The organism is Streptomyces sp. NPDC093097, from assembly GCF_044754325.1.
Lineage (GTDB): Bacteria > Actinomycetota > Actinomycetes > Streptomycetales > Streptomycetaceae > Streptomyces.
Window position 1 is genome coordinate 1 of record NZ_JBIVOW010000022.1, and the last position, 15588, is coordinate 15588.

Sequence of the window (15588 nt, forward strand, 5' to 3'; positions counted from 1 at the left end):
CCGCCCCACAGACCCGGCACCGCACCCAACAGCCCCGCGCAGCGGACCGGCACCACACCCGACAAGCCCCGCGCAGCGGACAGGCACGGCGGGAAAGCCGACAACGTGGGAAGCCGGGCCAAGCGCAAGCGTCACGCCGGGCTACACGAGTTCCTTGACCGCTCGGATGAATCGGGCGATGTGCTCATCGGGGGTGCCCACCCCGAAGCTGACCCGGATCGCGGCCAGCGAGCGCTCCTCGGGGGCCGCCCCGGAGGTCGCCCCGGGGGTCGCCCCGGGAGCCGCCGCAGGCGCCCCGCACTCCCCCGGGTGCCGCGGATCACTGCCGAGCAGGGTCCGGACCAACGGGTGCGCGCAGAACAGGCCGTCGCGGACGCCGATGCCGTACTCCGCGGAGAGCGCGGCCGCGAAGTCCGCGCTGTTCCGGCCCTCGACGACGAAGGAGAGGACGCCGACGCGCGGCGCATCGTCGCCGAAGAGGGAGAGGAAGCGGACCTCGGGGACGTCGGCCAGGCCCTCCCGGACCGCGGTGATCAGCTCCTGTTCGCGGGCGGCCAGGGCGTCGAAACCGGCCTCGGTGAGCGCCCGGCAGGCGGAGGCGATGGCGTAGGCGCCGATGACGTTGGGGGAACCGGCCTCGTGCCGGGCGGCGGAGGTGTGCCACTCGACGTCCAGCCCGCCATCGGCGCGCCGGGCCACCGTGCGGCTGGCACCGCCGCCGGCCAGGTACGGCGCGGCCTCCCGGAGCCAGTCGGCGCGGCCGGCCAACACCCCCGCGCCGAACGGCGCGTACAGCTTGTGGCCGGAGAACGCGACCCAGTCGACGTCGAGCCCGGCGAGGTCCACCGGGCGGTGCGGGGCGAGTTGGGCCGCGTCCAGCACGATCCGGGCGCCGTGGGCATGCGCGGCGGCCGCCAACTCCCGTACCGGCCACAGCTCACCGGTGACGTTCGACGCCCCGGTGACGCAGACCAGCGCCGCGCGGTACGGCTCGCGGTCCGCCAGCGCCTTCTCCAGGATGTCCACCGCCTGTCGGGGAGTGCGCGGCGCGTCGAGGTAGGTCACGGCCAGGTCCGCGCGGCGCTCCCAGGGCAGCAGCGCGGCGTGGTGCTCGGTCTCGAAGACGAACACCCGGGCACCCTCGGGCAGCGCGGCGGCCAGCAGGTTCAGCGAGTCGGTGGTGGAGCGGGTGAAGACCACCTGGTCGTCGGGGCGGCAGCCGAGGAAGTCGGCGACCGTCGCGCGGCTGTTCTCGAAGAGGTCAGTGGAGAGCTGCGAGAGGTACCCGGCGCCGCGGTGCACGCTGCCGTAGTACGGCGCGTAGGCGGCGACGTCGTCCCAGACCCGCTGGAGCGCCGGGGCGCTGGCGGCGTAGTCCAGCGCGGCGTAGACGGCCTCGCCGCCGGAGGCCAACGGGACGGCGACCTCACACCCCAGAACGGGCAGCGGGGCACAAACGGAACGGTCGGTGGCAGCGGTGTCGACAGACATGGCGAACTCCCGTGAGAGGTGAGCGAGTTCGCTGCGGTGGAAGCGCCCGCGTGGGCGCACCAGGGTACGGAGGCGCCACCGTCGGGCGCGGCATCACCGCAGCGTGAAGGAGAGGAAAAAGCGCGGGAAGGGGGCCGGCGGGCCCTAGCGCATTCGCTGCATCACGGAAGGACTCCCTCGAGGACCAGGATCCCTGGCGAGGGATCCGCGCTTGCCGCAGACCTCGCTGCCTGCGACCTGGTCATCACCCGGGGCACCCCGCCACGGAAGGAGGGTTGCCGGACAGCGGGCCGGGGCCTGTGTCGCTGTCACTCGTGACCTGGGCTGAATCATGCCACACGATCATCGGCGCGCAAGCCCTGGTCCGTATTCCGGGACCGGGGCCTGCGCGCCGTCTCCGCCTGCCGTCAGGCGTTGCTGGCCGCCGCCCAGTGCTCCAGGACCCGCTTGGCCGCCCCGGAGTCGATGGACTCGGCCGCCCGGTCCAGACCGTCCCGGATCCGCTCGGTCAGCGGGGCGTCGGACGGCTCCAGCGCGGCCAGCGCGGCCGCCGCGTTCAGCAGCACCGCCTCCCGCACCGGGCCGGTCTCGCCGTCCAGCAGCCGCCGGGCCACCTCCGCGTTGTACGACGCGTCCGCGCCGCGCAGCGCCGACACCGGCACCAGGCCGATGCCGACGTCCCGCGGGTCGAAGGGCTCCTCGACGACCGTGCCGTCGCGCACGATCCACACCCGGGAGGTGGCGGTGGTGGTCAGCTCGTCCAGCCCGTCGTCGCCGCGGAAGACCAGCGCCGAGGAGCCGCGCTCGGCGAGCACCCCGGCGATGATCGGCGCCATCTTGGCGTCCGCGACCCCGGTGGCCTGGGCCTTGACCCGGGCGGGGTTGGTCAGCGGGCCGAGCACGTTGAAGGTCGTGCGGATGCCCAGCTGGCCGCGGGCGGCGGCGACATGGCGCAGCGCGGGGTGGAACTTGGCCGCGAAGCAGAACGTGATCCCGGCCTCTTCGGCGACCTCCACGACCCGGCGCGGGGACAGGTCCAGATTGACGCCAAGCTTCTCCAGGACGTCGGAGGCGCCGCTGGCCGAGGACGCGGCCCGGCTGCCGTGCTTGACGACCTTGGCGCCGGTGCCGGCGACCACGATCGCCGACATGGTGGAGATGTTGACGGTCTTCGCCCCGTCGCCGCCGGTGCCGACGATGTCGACGCTGGGCCCCGGCACGTCGATCAGGCTGGCGTGCGCGTACATCGTCCGCACCAGACCGGAGATCTCCGCGACCGTCTCGCCCTTGGCGCGCAGCGCCACCGCGAAGCCGGCGATCTGTGCGTCGGTGGCCTCACCGCGCATGATCCGGTCCATGACCCAGGCGGTGTCGTCCGCGGTGAGGTTCCGGCCGTCGAGGAGGGCGTTCAGCACGGCCGGCCAGGAACGGTCCGCCACGCTGACGCCGCCTGTCGGGGTCACAACGTTCATGGTCCACGCTCCTGGATCGTCTCTTGCCTGTGCCGTCACCCTATCGACCTCCGGGCATGCCGAAGGGCCCCGTCCACAGGAATGGACGAGGCCCTCTGGGTGGCGTACTACCAGCGGTGCGCGCATGCGCGCCCGCGGGGATCAGTGGTGGCCGTGGCCGCTGGTGATCTCCTTGTACTCCTCGACGGTCGCCTTCGGGATGACGTTGTCCTCGCCGTAGTAGCCCTTGGAGAGCTTGGCGCGCAGCTTCTGCGAGCGCGTGACCTTGCGCCGGACGCCGTTCTCGTCGACCTCAGGACCGAGCTCGAGCGCCTCGGGCTGCTCGTGCTGGGTGAGAACGTGCAGCTGCTCCTGGTTGAGCGGCTCGTGGACCTCGATGAACTCACCGTGCGGCAGGCGCTTGATGATGCCGGACTCGCGTCCGTGCAGCACCTTGTCCCTGTCGCGGCGCTGGAGACCCATGCAGATCCGCTTGGTGACGATGAAGGCCACCACCGGCCCGACGAAGAACGCGATACGGACGAACCAGGTGATCGCGTTGATCGACAGGTGGAAGTGCGTCGCCCACAGGTCGTTGCCGCCACCGATCAGCATCACGAAGTACGCGACGAGCCAGGCCACACCGAAGCCGGTGCGGGTGGGGACGTTGCGCGGGCGGTCCAGGATGTGGTGCTCGCGCTTGTCGCCGCGGACCCAGGACTCGATGAACGGGTAGACCGCGATGGCGACCAGGACCAGCGGGAAGATCACGATCGGGATCAGCACACCGAAGTTGATGGTGTGGCCCCAGAAGTCCCACTCCCAGCCCGGCATGACACGCACCAGGCCCTCGGCGAAGCCCATGTACCAGTCAGGCTGGGCACCGGTGGACACCTGGTCCGGCCGGTACGGGCCGATGGCCCACACGGGGTTGATGCTGGCGACCGCGGCGATCACCGAGATCACACCGAAGACCAGGAAGAAGAAGCCTCCGGCCTTGGCCATGTAGACCGGCAGCAGCGGCATGCCGACCACGTTGTTGTTGGTCTTGCCGGCACCCGGGAACTGCGTGTGCTTGTGGTAGAAGACCAGGATCAGGTGCGCCACCAGCAGACCGAGCATGATGCCCGGCAGCAGCAGCACGTGGACGGTGAAGAACCGCGGGATGATGTCGTGCCCCGGGAACTCGCCACCGAAGATGAACATCTGCAGGTACGAGCCGACCAGCGGGATCGCCAGGATGACGCCCTCGATGAAGCGGACACCCGTACCGGAGAGCAGGTCGTCGGGGAGCGAGTAACCGGTGAAGCCGGTGAACATGCCCAGGACGAACAGCAGGAAGCCGAAGACCCAGTTGACCTCACGCGGCTTGCGGAACGCACCGGTGAAGAACACCCGCATCATGTGGACCATCATCGCGGCCAGGAAGACCAGCGCGGCCCAGTGGTGGATCTGCCGGATCAGCAGACCACCGCGCACGTCGAAGCTGATGTTCAGCGTCGACTCGAAGGCCTGGGTCATCCTGATCCCGTGCATCGGCACGTAGGACCCGTGATAGGTCACCTCGGCCATGCTCGGGTGGAAGAACAGCGTCAGGTAGACACCGGTCAGGATGATGATGACGAAGCTGTAGAGCGCGACCTCACCCAGCATGAAGGACCAGTGGTCCGGGAAGATCTTGCGCATGTTGGCCTTGGCGAGGCTGTAGATGCCCAGCCGGCCGTCGGCCCAGTCGGCGATCCGCTCGCCCCGTGGTGCCTGGCCACGGCGCGTGGTGGTCGCGGTTGTCTCGTTACTCATCCGCGCTCCCAGAAGCTCGGGCCGACGGGCTCCGCGAAGTCGCTTACGGCTTCGAGATAGCCGTCCTTCACCGTGATGTGCAGCTGCGGCAGGGCGTGACCGGCCGGGCCGAAGATCACGCGACCACCGTCAGAGAGGTCGAAGGTCGACTGGTGGCACGGGCAGAGCACGTGGTGGGTCTGCTGCTCGTACAGGCTGATCGGGCAACCCACGTGGGTGCAGATCTTCGAGTACGCCACGATGCCCTCGTGCGACCAGGCGAGTTCCTGCTTGTCCTTGATGTTCTGCGGCTGGATCCGCACGAGCATCAGGGCGTCCTTGGCGATCTTGTTGCCGAAGTCCTCGTCGGTCTCCTCCAGGCCCTCGGGCTTGGCGAAGGTGAGGGAGCCGACCGCGATGTCCTCGGGACGCAGCGGGAGGTTGGTCGACTGGTTGACCAGGCGGATGCCCTTCTTCCAGCCGGTGGTGCGCAGCTTCTTCTCGGGCAGCGGACCGAGGTCGCGCAGCAGCACGACGCCGGAGAGCGGCACCAGTGCCAGCGCGCCGAACATCGTGTTGCGGATCAGCTTGCGCCGACCGAACTGCGACTCCTTGGCGCCCTGGGCGAAGTCCGCCAGGACCTTGGCCTTGACGTCGGGGGTGGCCTCGATCGGGTGCCGCTCGTCGGCGACCTCCTCGTCCGACATCAGCGTGCGGGCCCAGTGGACCGCGCCGGCGCCGATGCAGAAGAGCGCCACGCCCAGCGTCAGGCCGAGCGCGAAGTTCAGCCCGCTGATGTGCCCGAGCGGGAAGATGTAGACGATCTTGTCGATCGGGATGGCCACGTACGACGCGATGAACGCGACGGTGGCGATCATGGACACCAGGAAGAGGAGGGCGACGGTGCGCTCGGAGCGCTTGGCGGCCCGCTCGTCGATGTCCTGCATGCGGTGCTCGTGGGGCGGCAGCCCGGGGTCGGCGAAGGGGTTGTCCGCCTTCCCTACCGCGCCCTCGTGAGCCGTCTCCCGCTCACTGGGAAGGTTTTCTTCTGTCTCACTCATGACTTCTTGGCCTTCGTAGTCCGGGCTGCGACCCAGATGGCGACCGCGACACACGCACCCAGACCGAAGATGTAGCCGAAGAGGCCTTCGGTCACCGGGCCCAGACCACCGAGTTCCATGCCGCCCGGGGTCGCGGTCTTGTCGCCGTTGACGGCGCCGAGGTACGCGACGATGTCCTTCTTGTTCTGCGAGCTCAGGCTGCCGTCACCGAAGGAGGGCATGTTCTGCGGGCCGGTCTGCATGGCCTCGTAGATGTGCTTCGGGGCCACGCCCTCCAGCGTCGGTGCGAACTTGCCGTTGGTGAGGGCGCCGCCCTTACCGGTGAAGTTGTGGCACTGCGCGCAGTTGGTGCGGAACAGCTCGCCACCCTTGGCGATGTCGGCACCCTCGGCGCTGTACTGCGACTTGTCGGGCACGGACGGGCCCGGGCCCAGCGACGCGACGTAGGCCGCGAGCTGGTCGATCTGGGCGTTGGTGTAGATGTTCCGCTTCCGCGGCACCTGGGCGCCGGGCTGCTGGGCCGGCATACGGCCGGTGCCCACCTGGAAGTCGACGGCGGCAGCGCCCACGCCGACCAGGCTCGGGCCGTCGGAGGTGCCCTGACCGCCGGTGCCGTGGCAGCTTGCGCAGCCCACGGCGAAGATCTTCTTGCCCTCCTTGATGGCAAGAGACTGGGCGGTGTCATCGGCTTGAGCCTTGTCCGCCGGCGCGAACGCGGCGTACAGCCCCCCAGTGACCGCCAGCGCGAAGAGTAGGACGACGAGCGCCGCCAGCGGATGGCGCCGTCGTGCGGAGAGCTTTTTCACGGATTACCCCGGTGTCAGGATCTTCTGCGTCGATGCTTTGGCTGTGTCTGTATCTGTCCGATATGCGAGTCCGGTCGGACCCGTTACCGAATCAGGTAGATCGTGGCGAAGAGGCCGATCCAGACGACATCGACGAAGTGCCAGTAGTAGGACACGACGATGGCCGCGGTGGCCTGCGTGTGGGTGAACCTCTTGGCCGCGTACGTCCTGCCCAGGACCAGCAGGAAGGCGATCAGACCGCCTGTCACGTGCAGTCCGTGGAAACCGGTGGTCAGGTAGAACACCGAGCCGTACGGACCGGACGAGAGCGAGAGGCCCTCGTGCTTGACCAGATCCGTGTACTCGAATACCTGACCGCCGATGAAGATGGCACCCATGATGAAGGTGATCACGAACCAGGTCCGCAGCTTCTTCACGTCGCCGCGCTCGGCGGCGAAAACGCCGAGCTGGCACGTGAGTGAGCTGAGCACCAGGATCGTGGTGTTGGTCGCGGAGAACGGGAGATTCAGCGCATCGGCGGAATGCTTCCAATACGCCTCCCCCGTCACGGACCGAAGGGTGAAGTACATCGCGAAGAGGGCCGCGAAGAACATCAGCTCGGAACTCAGCCAGATGATGGTTCCGACGCTGGTGAGGTTCGGCCGATTGACCGACGGGTGCGCGTGCCCGGTTTCTACTGTCGTTGCTGTCGCCACGACCGACATTATGTCGGTCGCTTATCCCGCCCTCACTCCGGGGGGTGCCGTTCGGTGTGTCAAGGCCATATGGCCTGCTCGTTCCCGGCGTCCCGGCGGTCGCTCGAAGGGGGGAAGCATGCGCCGCCGCTCCCCTCACGGGCCCCGGGAAAGCCGCTTCTGACGGGCCGTCGGCCGCCTGCCGGGGCCGTACGGCCTCTCCTGCCGAGGGCCCCTCCGGGAGTAGCATCGCGCAACGGTTTGATCAGGAGCCGTACCGCTACGAACGTCCGCGACAAAGGTGGAGGAACGATGCAGGCGACTGCCACGGTGCTGGTCTACAGCGACAACGCCAACACCCGCGAGCAGGTCCGACTGGCGGTCGGACGGCGCCCGGCCCCCGACGCCCCGCAGATCGAGATCCTGGAGTGCGCGACCGCCCCGGCCGTCCTGGAAGCCCTGGAGCAGGGCGGCGTCGACGTCTGCGTGCTGGACGGCGAGACCGCGCCGGCGGGCGGCATGGGCGTCTGCCGGCAGATCAAGGACGAGGTCTTCCGGTGCCCGCCGGTGCTGCTGCTGATCGGCCGCCCGCAGGACGCCTGGCTGGCCACCTGGAGCCGCGCGGACGCCGCGGTGACCCATCCGCTGGACCCGGTGGCGTTCGCCGAGGCGCTGGCCGGGCTGCTGCGTCGGCGGCGGCTCGCCCAGGACGTGGTGCCGGCCTGAGACGGGCCCTGAGCGGTCGCTGAGCGGCCCTCAGACCTGTGGGCGCAGCCGGGCGTCCGCGGCGGGGTTCTGCCCGCGCTCGGCCGCGCCTGTGGTCGTGGCGGCCTTGTTCCTGAGCGCGCTGCCGGCCCGCCAGTCCTTCCACGGCATGTTCCAGTCGCCGTAGCCGTTGTCGAACGGCGTCATGGTGTCGCCGCCGCTGTTGACGACCTTGACGACGTCGCCGACCCGCACGGTGTTGAAGAACCATTCGGCGTTGCCGGTGGACATGCCGGTGCAGCCGTGGCTGACGTTGGCGGCGCCCTGGGAGCCGACCGACCAGGGGGCGGCGTGCACGTACTCGCCGCTCCAGGTCACCCGGGTGGCCCAGTGGACCGGCAGGTCGTAGGCGTCCGAACTGCCGTCGGCGATGCCGACGGTGGAGCTGCGCATCCGCACGAAGCTCTCCTTGCCGAGCACGACCTTGACGCCGTTGCGGGTGGAGAAGCCCGGTTTGCCAGTGGTGACCGGGATGCTGTTGATGGCCCTGCCGTTGCGCAGCACCGTCATCACGTGCGCGGCGGCGTCGGTGACGGCCTCGATCCGGTCGCCGGTGGTGAGCCGGATCGGCTTGGCGGTGCCGCCGTAGACCCCTTTGGCGATCTTCAGTCCGCCAAGGTTGCTGTGGACGGCGATGGTGGCGTGGGCGGGCCAGTAGTCCCTGGGGCGGAAGTGCAGCTTCTTGGCGTCCACCCAGTGCCAGGAACCCTCCACACGGGGCGAGGAGTCGACCTTCAGGGCGCTCTCGACGACGGCCCGGGCCTTGGGGTCGGTGATCGGCTGGCTGAGCTCGGCGGTGACCGGCTGGCCGACGCCGTACTCCCCGCTCTCCGGGCCGAACTTGACCGTCAGCTGGCCGGCGACGTCCTTGGTGTTGACCACCAGGGTCTTGCGGCCCGGGGTGCCGTCCTCCTGCTCGGTGCTGACCTGCACCGTGTAGCGGCTGCCGGCGGCCAGCGGCACGGTGGTGCGCCAGTGCCTGCCGTCGGCGCTCAGTTCACCGCGCACGTAGCGGCCGGTGGTGTCGGTGGCGGTCACATCCGTGATCCGGGAGTCATGGCCCTTGAGGGAGACCTCAAGCGGCTTGTCGGGGTCGGCCTTCTGCCTGCCGTCCGTCGGGGTGTTCGCCGATATCTGGTCGGACGCGTCGTAGGGATTGGCCGAGAGGGGTTCCGACGCCGAGCCCCCGCACGCGGTGGTGCTCACCGCGAGGGGCACGAGCAGGAGGCCGCAGCTCAGCACCGTCCGGGTTCGAGGTCTGTGACTCATGCCCCAAACGTACGAAGTATCCCCTTCGGCGGCGCGCTGGAGGACTGCAAACGGGTCGGGCCCGGACACCTGTTGGGGTGTCCGGGCCCGACCCTGCGGCGCGTCGGCCGCGGTTCTCGCCTGGTGCGTACTACTGGGTGCGGTTCTCACCGTGGTAGTACTCGAAGACCCAGCCGAAGAGACCCACGAGGATCACCGGCAGGGAGAAGTACAGCAGCCAGAAGCCGAAGCAGACGCTCATGAAGGCGAGCGCGCCACCGACGGCCAGGGAGAGCGGCTGCCAGCTGTGCGGGCTGAAGAAGCCCAGCTCACCGGCGTCGTCGGCGACCTCGGCGTTCTCGTTGTCCTGTGCGCCCGCGTCGACCCGCCGGGCCGTGAAGGCCAGGTAGTAGCCGACCATGATGCACAGGCCGAAGGCCAGGAAGAGCGCCGTGGTACCGGCCGGCTCCTTCGACCACACGCCATAGACGACCGCCATGGCGAGGATGAAGACGCTCAGCCAGATGAACATCTTGCCCTGGATCTTCACTTGCCCGCCTCCTTGCCGCCGGCCAGCGCCTTGTCACCCTCGTGACCGTTGTGCAGCGCGTCCAGCGCCGCGATCTCGGGGTGGTGCAGATCGAACGCCGGGGATTCGGAGCGAATACGCGGCAGGGTGAGGAAGTTGTGCCGCGGCGGCGGGCAGGAGGTCGCCCACTCCAGCGAACGGCCGTAGCCCCACGGGTCGTCCACCTCGACCTTCTTGCCGTACTTGGCGGTCTTCCAGATGTTGTAGAAGAACGGCAGGATCGACAGGCCGAGCACGAACGAGGCGATCGTCGAGATGGTGTTCAGCGTGGTGAAACCGTCGGCGGCCAGGTAGTCCGCGTAGCGGCGGGGCATGCCCTCGGCGCCCAGCCAGTGCTGGACCAGGAACGTGCCGTGGAAGCCGACGAACAGCGTCCAGAAGGTGATCTTGCCGAGCCGCTCGTCGAGCATCTTGCCGGTGAACTTCGGCCACCAGAAGTGGAATCCGGCGAACATCGCGAAGACGACCGTGCCGAAGACGACGTAGTGGAAGTGGGCCACCACGAAGTACGAGTCGGAGATGTGGAAGTCCATCGGCGGCGACGCCAGGATGACGCCGGTCAGACCACCGAAGGTGAAGGTGATCAGGAAGCCGATCGCCCAGAGCATCGGCGTCTCGAAGGACAGCGAGCCCTTCCACATCGTGCCGATCCAGTTGAAGAACTTCACACCGGTCGGAACGGCGATCAGGAACGTCATGAAGGAGAAGAACGGGAGCAGTACCCCGCCCGTCACGTACATGTGGTGCGCCCAGACCGTCACCGAAAGGCCGGCGATGGAAATCGTCGCGGCGATCAGACCGATGTAACCGAACATCGGCTTCCGGGAGAAGACCGGAATGACCTCGGAAATGATGCCGAAGAACGGCAGGGCGATGATGTACACCTCTGGATGGCCGAAGAACCAGAAGAGGTGCTGCCAGAGCAATGCACCGCCATTTGCCGCGTCGAAGACATGGGCTCCGAACTTGCGGTCCGCCTCCAGGGCGAAGAGCGCGGCCGCCAGCACCGGGAAGGCGAGCAGGACCAGCACACCGGTCAGCAGCACGTTCCAGGTGAAGATCGGCATCCGGAACATCGTCATGCCGGGGGCGCGCATGCAGATGATGGTGGTGATGAAGTTGACCGAACCGAGGATCGTGCCGAAGCCGGAGAAGGCCAGACCCATGATCCACATGTCGGCGCCGACGCCCGGCGAACGCACCGCGTCCGAGAGCGGCGAGTAGGCGAACCAGCCGAAGTCCGCGGCACCCTGCGGGGTGAGGAAGCCGGCGACCGCGATCAGCGAGCCGAAGAGGTAGAGCCAGTAGGCGAACATGTTCAGCCGCGGGAACGCCACGTCCGGCGCGCCGATCTGCAGCGGCATGATCCAGTTCGCGAAGCCGGCGAACAGCGGCGTCGCGAACATCAGCAGCATGATCGTGCCGTGCATCGTGAACGCCTGGTTGAACTGCTCGTTCGACATGATCTGCGTACCCGGGCGGGCCAGCTCGGCGCGCATGAGGAGCGCCATGAGGCCGCCGACGCAGAAGAACGCGAACGACGTGACCAGGTACATCGTGCCGATGGTCTTGTGGTCAGTGGTCGTGAGCCACTTGACGGCAGCGATACCGGGTTGCTTCTTGCGTACGGGTGGTGCTGCCGGAGCCGACTCGGCGGCGGCACCCTGAGGTTCGTTGAGGATGCTCACTGGTTCTTGGTCTCCGCATTCCTGGCGTGGTCAGTCTGCTTGATACCCGCCGGCAGGTACCCGGTCTGACCCTTCGCCGCCAGGTCCTTCAGGTGCTGCCGGTACTTGGCAGGCGAGACGACCTTGACGTTGAAGAGCATCCGCGAGTGGTCCACGCCGCAGAGCTCAGCACACTTGCCCATGAAGGTGCCCTCCTTGTTGGGGGTCACCTCGAAGACGTTGGTGTGGCCGGGGATGACGTCCTGCTTCATCAGGAACGGCACCACCCAGAAGGAGTGGATGACGTCACGCGAGGTCAGCACGAACTGGACGGTCTCGCCCTTCGGCAGCCAGAGCGTCGGACCGGGGTTGCCGGTCTGCGGGTTGCGCGTCGCCGGGGTGCCGTAGTCGTAGACGCCCTCCGCGCCGGCCGGGGCCGCCTTCTTCATGCGGTCCGGAATAGCGGCGAGCTCCGGAGAGTTGATGTTCGTGGTCGACTTGTTGCCGTCCACGTTCTCCAGGTAGTTGAACGCCCAGCTCCACTGGAAGCCCACGACGTTGACGACGTGGTCCGGCTTCTTGGAGGTCTTGAGGAGCGCGCTCTCATCACGCGCGGTGAAGTAGAACAGCACCGCGATGATGATGAACGGGACGATGGTGTACAACGCCTCGATCGGCATGTTGTAGCGCGTCTGGGCGGGGACCTCCACCTTGGTCCGGCTACGGCGGTGGAAGATCACGCTCCAGAGGATGAGGCCCCACACCAGCACGCCCGTTGCGAGGGCGGCGGCCCAGGAGCCCTGCCAAAGAGAGAGGATCCGCGGCGCCTCGTCGGTGACGGGCGTTGGCATGCCGAGGCGGGGGAAGTCCTTGTATGTGCAACCAGTGGCGGTCGCCAGGACCAGGCCCGCAGCAAGCACCTGCGGCAGCTTCCGCCGCATCGGGCGCCGCGACGAGCGGTCGGAGCCGTTGGGACTCACGTAGCGCCTTCCCGAGAGTCTCGCCCGAGCGGTCGGCTGCGGCCTTACTCGCTGGTCGGTCGCCGCCCTGCTTCGGGCAGGGGTTTGGATGTTTATGCGGACCAAACCCTACTGGACGCTATTTGGGGTCGCGCGGGGAGGGTGCCCAACGCGCCGCGAGCCACCCCTAAGGGGTGGCGGAGCCCTTGTGGCGCCGCGCTTTCGGGCCCCGAGCGCCCGCCGCAGCGGGGCATCTGACGGCCCGCCCGGCGGCGGCAACTCCGGTGCTCTACCGTCTCGTACGTGCCGTACTTCGACGCCGCCTCCTCCGCCCCGCTCCATCCCGTCGCCCGGGAGGCCCTGCTCGCCGCCCTCGACGAGGGCTGGGCCGACCCGGCCCGGCTGTACCGGGAGGGGCGGCGGGCCCGGATGCTGCTGGACGCCGCGCGGGAGGCCGCCGCGGGGGCGGTCGGATGCCGTCCCGACGAGCTGACGTTCACCCCTTCGGGGACACATGCGGTGCATTCGGGCATCTTCGGCGTACTGGCGGCCCGGCGGCGCGCCGGGCGGCGGTTGGTGCACTCCGCCGTCGAGCACTCCGCCGTCCTGCACGCCGCCGAGGTGCACACGGCGGCCGGCGGCACGGTGACGGAGGTTCCGGTGGACCGCCGGGGGCGGGTGGCCGCCGAGGAGGTGGCCGCCGCGCTCGGCGAGGACGCCGCGCTGGTGTGTCTGCAGTCCGCCAACCACGAGGTGGGCACCGAGCAGCCGGTGGACGAGGTGGCCGCGCACTGCCGGGCGGCCGGGGTGCCGCTGCTGGTGGACGCGGCGCAGTCGCTGCCGTGGGGGCCGGTGCCCGGCGCCTGGTCCGTACTGACAGCGAGCGCCCACAAGTGGGGCGGGCCGCCCGGGGTGGGGCTGCTGGTGGTCCGCAAGGGGACCCGGTTCGCGCCCCAGGGGCCACTGGACGAGCGGGAGTCGGGCCGCAGCCCGGGGTTCGGGAACCTGCCGGCGGTGGTGGCCGCCGCGGCGTCGCTGCGCGCCCTGCGGGCCGCAGCGGAGAGCGGGCCGGACGAAGCCGGGCGGCTGCGCGGGCTGGTGGACCGGATCCGGGAGCGGGTACCGGAGCTGGTGCCGGACGTGGAGGTGGTGGGCGATCCGGAGCGGCGGCTGCCGCATCTGGTCACCTTCTCCTGTCTCTATGTCGATGGGGAGGCGCTGCTGCACGAGCTGGACCGGGCCGGATTCTCCGTTTCCTCCGGTTCGTCCTGTACGTCCAGCACGCTGACGCCGAGCCATGTGCTGCGCGCGATGGGGGTGCTGTCGGAGGGGAACGTCCGGGTGTCGCTGCCGTGGGGCACCGCGGAGGCGGATGTGGCGCGGTTCCTGGAGGTGCTGCCGGAGGTGGTGCGGTCGGTGCGCGAGCGGTTCGGTGCGCCGGCGGAGGGGCCCGCGCGCCCGGCGGCGCCGCAGGCCGCGCCGGGGATCGTGGTGGACGCGCTCGGCCGGCGCTGCCCGGTGCCGGTCATCGAGCTGGCGAAGGTGATCGACCAGGTGCCGGTCGGCGGCACGGTGACGGTGCTGTCCGACGATGCGGCGGCGCGGCAGGACATCCCGGCGTGGTGCGCGATGCGGGAGCAGGAGTACGTCGGCGAGGAGCCGGCGGAGCGCGGCGCGGCGTACGTGGTGCGGCGGCTCGGGTGAGCCGGGGCCTGGCGGCTGGCTCCCGTCGTTCGCCCGGCGGGCGGGGGCCGGCCGGCAGGGCCCCGGGCCCGTCCGGGGGCGGCGCGGTGCGCGCGGCCCCGGCGGACGGGCCCCGGTGGCTCAGAGCAGGTGCTGCTGGACCTCGGCGGCGGCCTCGTGGCCGTACGCCTTGGTGAAGCGGTCCATGAAATGGCTGCGGTGCAGCTCGTACTCCTGGGTGCCGACGGTCTCGATGACCAGGGTGGCCAGCATGCAGCCGATCTGGGCGGCGCGCTCCAGACCGACGCCCCAGGCCAGACCGGTCAGGAAGCCGGCCCGGAAGGCGTCGCCGACGCCGGTGGGGTCGGCCTTCTCCTTCTCCTCGGGGACGCCGACCTCGATGTCCGGCTGGCCCACCCGCTCGATGCGGACGCCGTTGGACCCGAGGGTGGTGATGCGGGTGCCGACCTTGGTGAGGATCTCCTCGGAGGTCCAGCCGGTCTTGGACTCGATCAGGCCCTTCTCGTACTCGTTGGAGAAGAGGTAGGTGGCGCCCTCCATGAGGGAGCGGATGTCGTCGCCGTTCATGCGGGCGATCTGCTGGGAGAAGTCGGCGGCGAAGGGGATGCCGCGGGTGCGGCACTCCTCGGTGTGCCGGATCATCGCCTCGGGGTCGTCCGCGCCGATCAGGACCAGGTCCAGGCCGCCGACCCGCTCGGCGACGGCGTGCAGCTCGATCAGCCGGGCCTCGCTCATCGCGCCGGTGTAGAAGGAGCCGATCTGGTTGTGGTCGGCGTCGGTGGTGCAGACGAAGCGGGCGGTGTGCAGGACCTCGGAGATGCGCACCGAGCGGGTGTCGACGCCGTGCCGGTCGAGCCAGGCGCGGTACTCCTCGAAGTCGTTGCCGGCGGCGCCGACCAGGATCGGCTGGATGCCGAGCTGCCCCATGCCGAAGCAGATGTTGGGCGCGACCCCGCCGCGGCGGACGTCGAGCTGGTCGACCAGGAAGGAGAGGGAGACCGTATGCAGCTGATCGGCGACCAGCTGGTCGGCGAAGCGGCCGGGGAAGGTCATCAGGTGGTCGGTGGCGATGGAGCCGGAGACTGCGATACGCACGACGGGTCTGCTCCTGGGGGAGGGCGGGGTTGGCGGACGGAGGGCAACGCTACCCGGCAGGAATTCCGGCAGCTGCCGCTTCCCGGCCATTTGGACAGCGGGAAAACATCTCATAGTAGGGCGTTTTGCTCGCGAGGGGGGAACCCGTCCCGTAGTGCGCGGCCCGGCCTGTGAGGGCCGTCACAGGCGCCGAGGAGCGGTGGGCGGTCGGCGTGCGGGGAACCGCACGCGCCCCCTTTCCGTCCCATCGGCGTCCACCCCGCTGGGTGGCGCATCCGAAGACCGGCGGAGCTTAAAGG

General features: G+C 69.5%; 13 protein-coding genes and 1 riboswitch. Of the genes, 2 read left to right on the plus strand and 11 right to left on the minus strand.

The window, feature by feature from the left end; translation table 11 throughout:
• Positions 1-141: 141 nt before the first annotated feature.
• The 6 genes from ACIQE0_RS30200 to ACIQE0_RS30225 form a co-directional block, all read right to left on the minus strand.
• Positions 142-1491, minus strand: a complete 1350-nt coding sequence (locus tag ACIQE0_RS30200; protein WP_402338232.1) for an aminotransferase class V-fold PLP-dependent enzyme — start codon at positions 1489-1491, stop codon at positions 142-144.
• Positions 1492-1693: 202 nt separating this feature from the next.
• Positions 1694-1811: riboswitch (SAM riboswitch) on the minus strand.
• Positions 1812-1898: 87 nt separating this feature from the next.
• Positions 1899-2963, minus strand: coding sequence for an anthranilate phosphoribosyltransferase (trpD, locus tag ACIQE0_RS30205; protein ID WP_366331858.1), 1065 nt, complete (start codon positions 2961-2963; stop codon positions 1899-1901).
• A gap of 141 nt (positions 2964-3104) precedes the next feature.
• A complete protein-coding gene (locus ACIQE0_RS30210; protein WP_366331859.1) occupies positions 3105-4742 on the minus strand; it encodes a ubiquinol-cytochrome c reductase cytochrome b subunit in 1638 nt (545 codons plus the stop codon).
• Positions 4739-5782: a Rieske 2Fe-2S domain-containing protein gene (locus ACIQE0_RS30215; protein ID WP_366331860.1), complete on the minus strand. Its 1044-nt coding sequence runs from the start codon at positions 5780-5782 to the stop codon at positions 4739-4741. Before ACIQE0_RS30215 ends, ACIQE0_RS30210 begins: the two co-directional genes overlap by 4 nt.
• A complete protein-coding gene (locus ACIQE0_RS30220; RefSeq protein WP_366331861.1) occupies positions 5779-6588 on the minus strand; it encodes a c-type cytochrome in 810 nt (269 codons plus the stop codon). The genes ACIQE0_RS30215 and ACIQE0_RS30220 overlap by 4 nt, the downstream gene beginning before the upstream one ends.
• An 83-nt stretch (positions 6589-6671) precedes the next feature.
• Positions 6672-7292: a heme-copper oxidase subunit III gene (locus ACIQE0_RS30225; protein WP_366331862.1), complete on the minus strand. Its 621-nt coding sequence runs from the start codon at positions 7290-7292 to the stop codon at positions 6672-6674.
• A 282-nt stretch (positions 7293-7574) separates the two neighbouring features.
• On the opposite strand from ACIQE0_RS30225, the gene ACIQE0_RS30230 reads away from it, so the two are divergent.
• Positions 7575-7988, plus strand: coding sequence for a hypothetical protein (locus tag ACIQE0_RS30230; protein WP_366331863.1), 414 nt, complete (start codon positions 7575-7577; stop codon positions 7986-7988).
• A 30-nt stretch (positions 7989-8018) separates the two neighbouring features.
• Here ACIQE0_RS30230 and ACIQE0_RS30235 read toward each other — a convergent pair whose 3' ends face one another.
• The 4 genes from ACIQE0_RS30235 to coxB form a co-directional block, all read right to left on the minus strand.
• Positions 8019-9296: an Ig-like domain-containing protein gene (locus ACIQE0_RS30235; protein WP_366331864.1), complete on the minus strand. Its 1278-nt coding sequence runs from the start codon at positions 9294-9296 to the stop codon at positions 8019-8021.
• Between the two features lie 130 nt (positions 9297-9426).
• Positions 9427-9825: a cytochrome c oxidase subunit 4 gene (locus tag ACIQE0_RS30240; RefSeq protein WP_366331865.1), complete on the minus strand. Its 399-nt coding sequence runs from the start codon at positions 9823-9825 to the stop codon at positions 9427-9429.
• Positions 9822-11552, minus strand: coding sequence for a cytochrome c oxidase subunit I (ctaD, locus tag ACIQE0_RS30245; protein ID WP_402338237.1), 1731 nt, complete (start codon positions 11550-11552; stop codon positions 9822-9824). Before ctaD ends, ACIQE0_RS30240 begins: the two co-directional genes overlap by 4 nt.
• Complete coding sequence (coxB, locus tag ACIQE0_RS30250; protein WP_366331867.1) at positions 11549-12511, minus strand: cytochrome c oxidase subunit II; 963 nt, start codon at positions 12509-12511, stop codon at positions 11549-11551. Before coxB ends, ctaD begins: the two co-directional genes overlap by 4 nt.
• A gap of 282 nt (positions 12512-12793) precedes the next feature.
• Between coxB and ACIQE0_RS30255 the strand changes: the two genes are divergently transcribed.
• Complete coding sequence (locus ACIQE0_RS30255) at positions 12794-14194, plus strand: cysteine desulfurase/sulfurtransferase TusA family protein (protein WP_402338240.1); 1401 nt, start codon at positions 12794-12796, stop codon at positions 14192-14194.
• Between the two features lie 120 nt (positions 14195-14314).
• On the opposite strand, the gene ACIQE0_RS30260 is transcribed toward ACIQE0_RS30255, so the two are convergent.
• Positions 14315-15289 (minus strand): carbohydrate kinase family protein, encoded by a 975-nt coding sequence (locus ACIQE0_RS30260; RefSeq protein WP_402338243.1) that lies wholly within the window; start codon positions 15287-15289, stop codon positions 14315-14317.
• Positions 15290-15588: the final 299 nt, after the last annotated feature.

Coding starts and splice junctions, on each gene's coding strand:
- ACIQE0_RS30235 (WP_366331864.1), bottom strand. CDS start 9,296: ATGAGTCACAGACCTCGAACCCGGACGGTGCTGAGCTGCGGCCTCCTG.
- ACIQE0_RS30230 (WP_366331863.1), top strand. CDS start 7,575: ATGCAGGCGACTGCCACGGTGCTGGTCTACAGCGACAACGCCAACACC.
- ACIQE0_RS30210 (WP_366331859.1), bottom strand. CDS start 4,742: ATGAGTAACGAGACAACCGCGACCACCACGCGCCGTGGCCAGGCACCA.
- ACIQE0_RS30215 (WP_366331860.1), bottom strand. CDS start 5,782: ATGAGTGAGACAGAAGAAAACCTTCCCAGTGAGCGGGAGACGGCTCAC.
- ACIQE0_RS30200 (WP_402338232.1), bottom strand. CDS start 1,491: ATGTCTGTCGACACCGCTGCCACCGACCGTTCCGTTTGTGCCCCGCTG.
- ACIQE0_RS30225 (WP_366331862.1), bottom strand. CDS start 7,292: ATGTCGGTCGTGGCGACAGCAACGACAGTAGAAACCGGGCACGCGCAC.
- trpD (WP_366331858.1), bottom strand. CDS start 2,963: ATGAACGTTGTGACCCCGACAGGCGGCGTCAGCGTGGCGGACCGTTCC.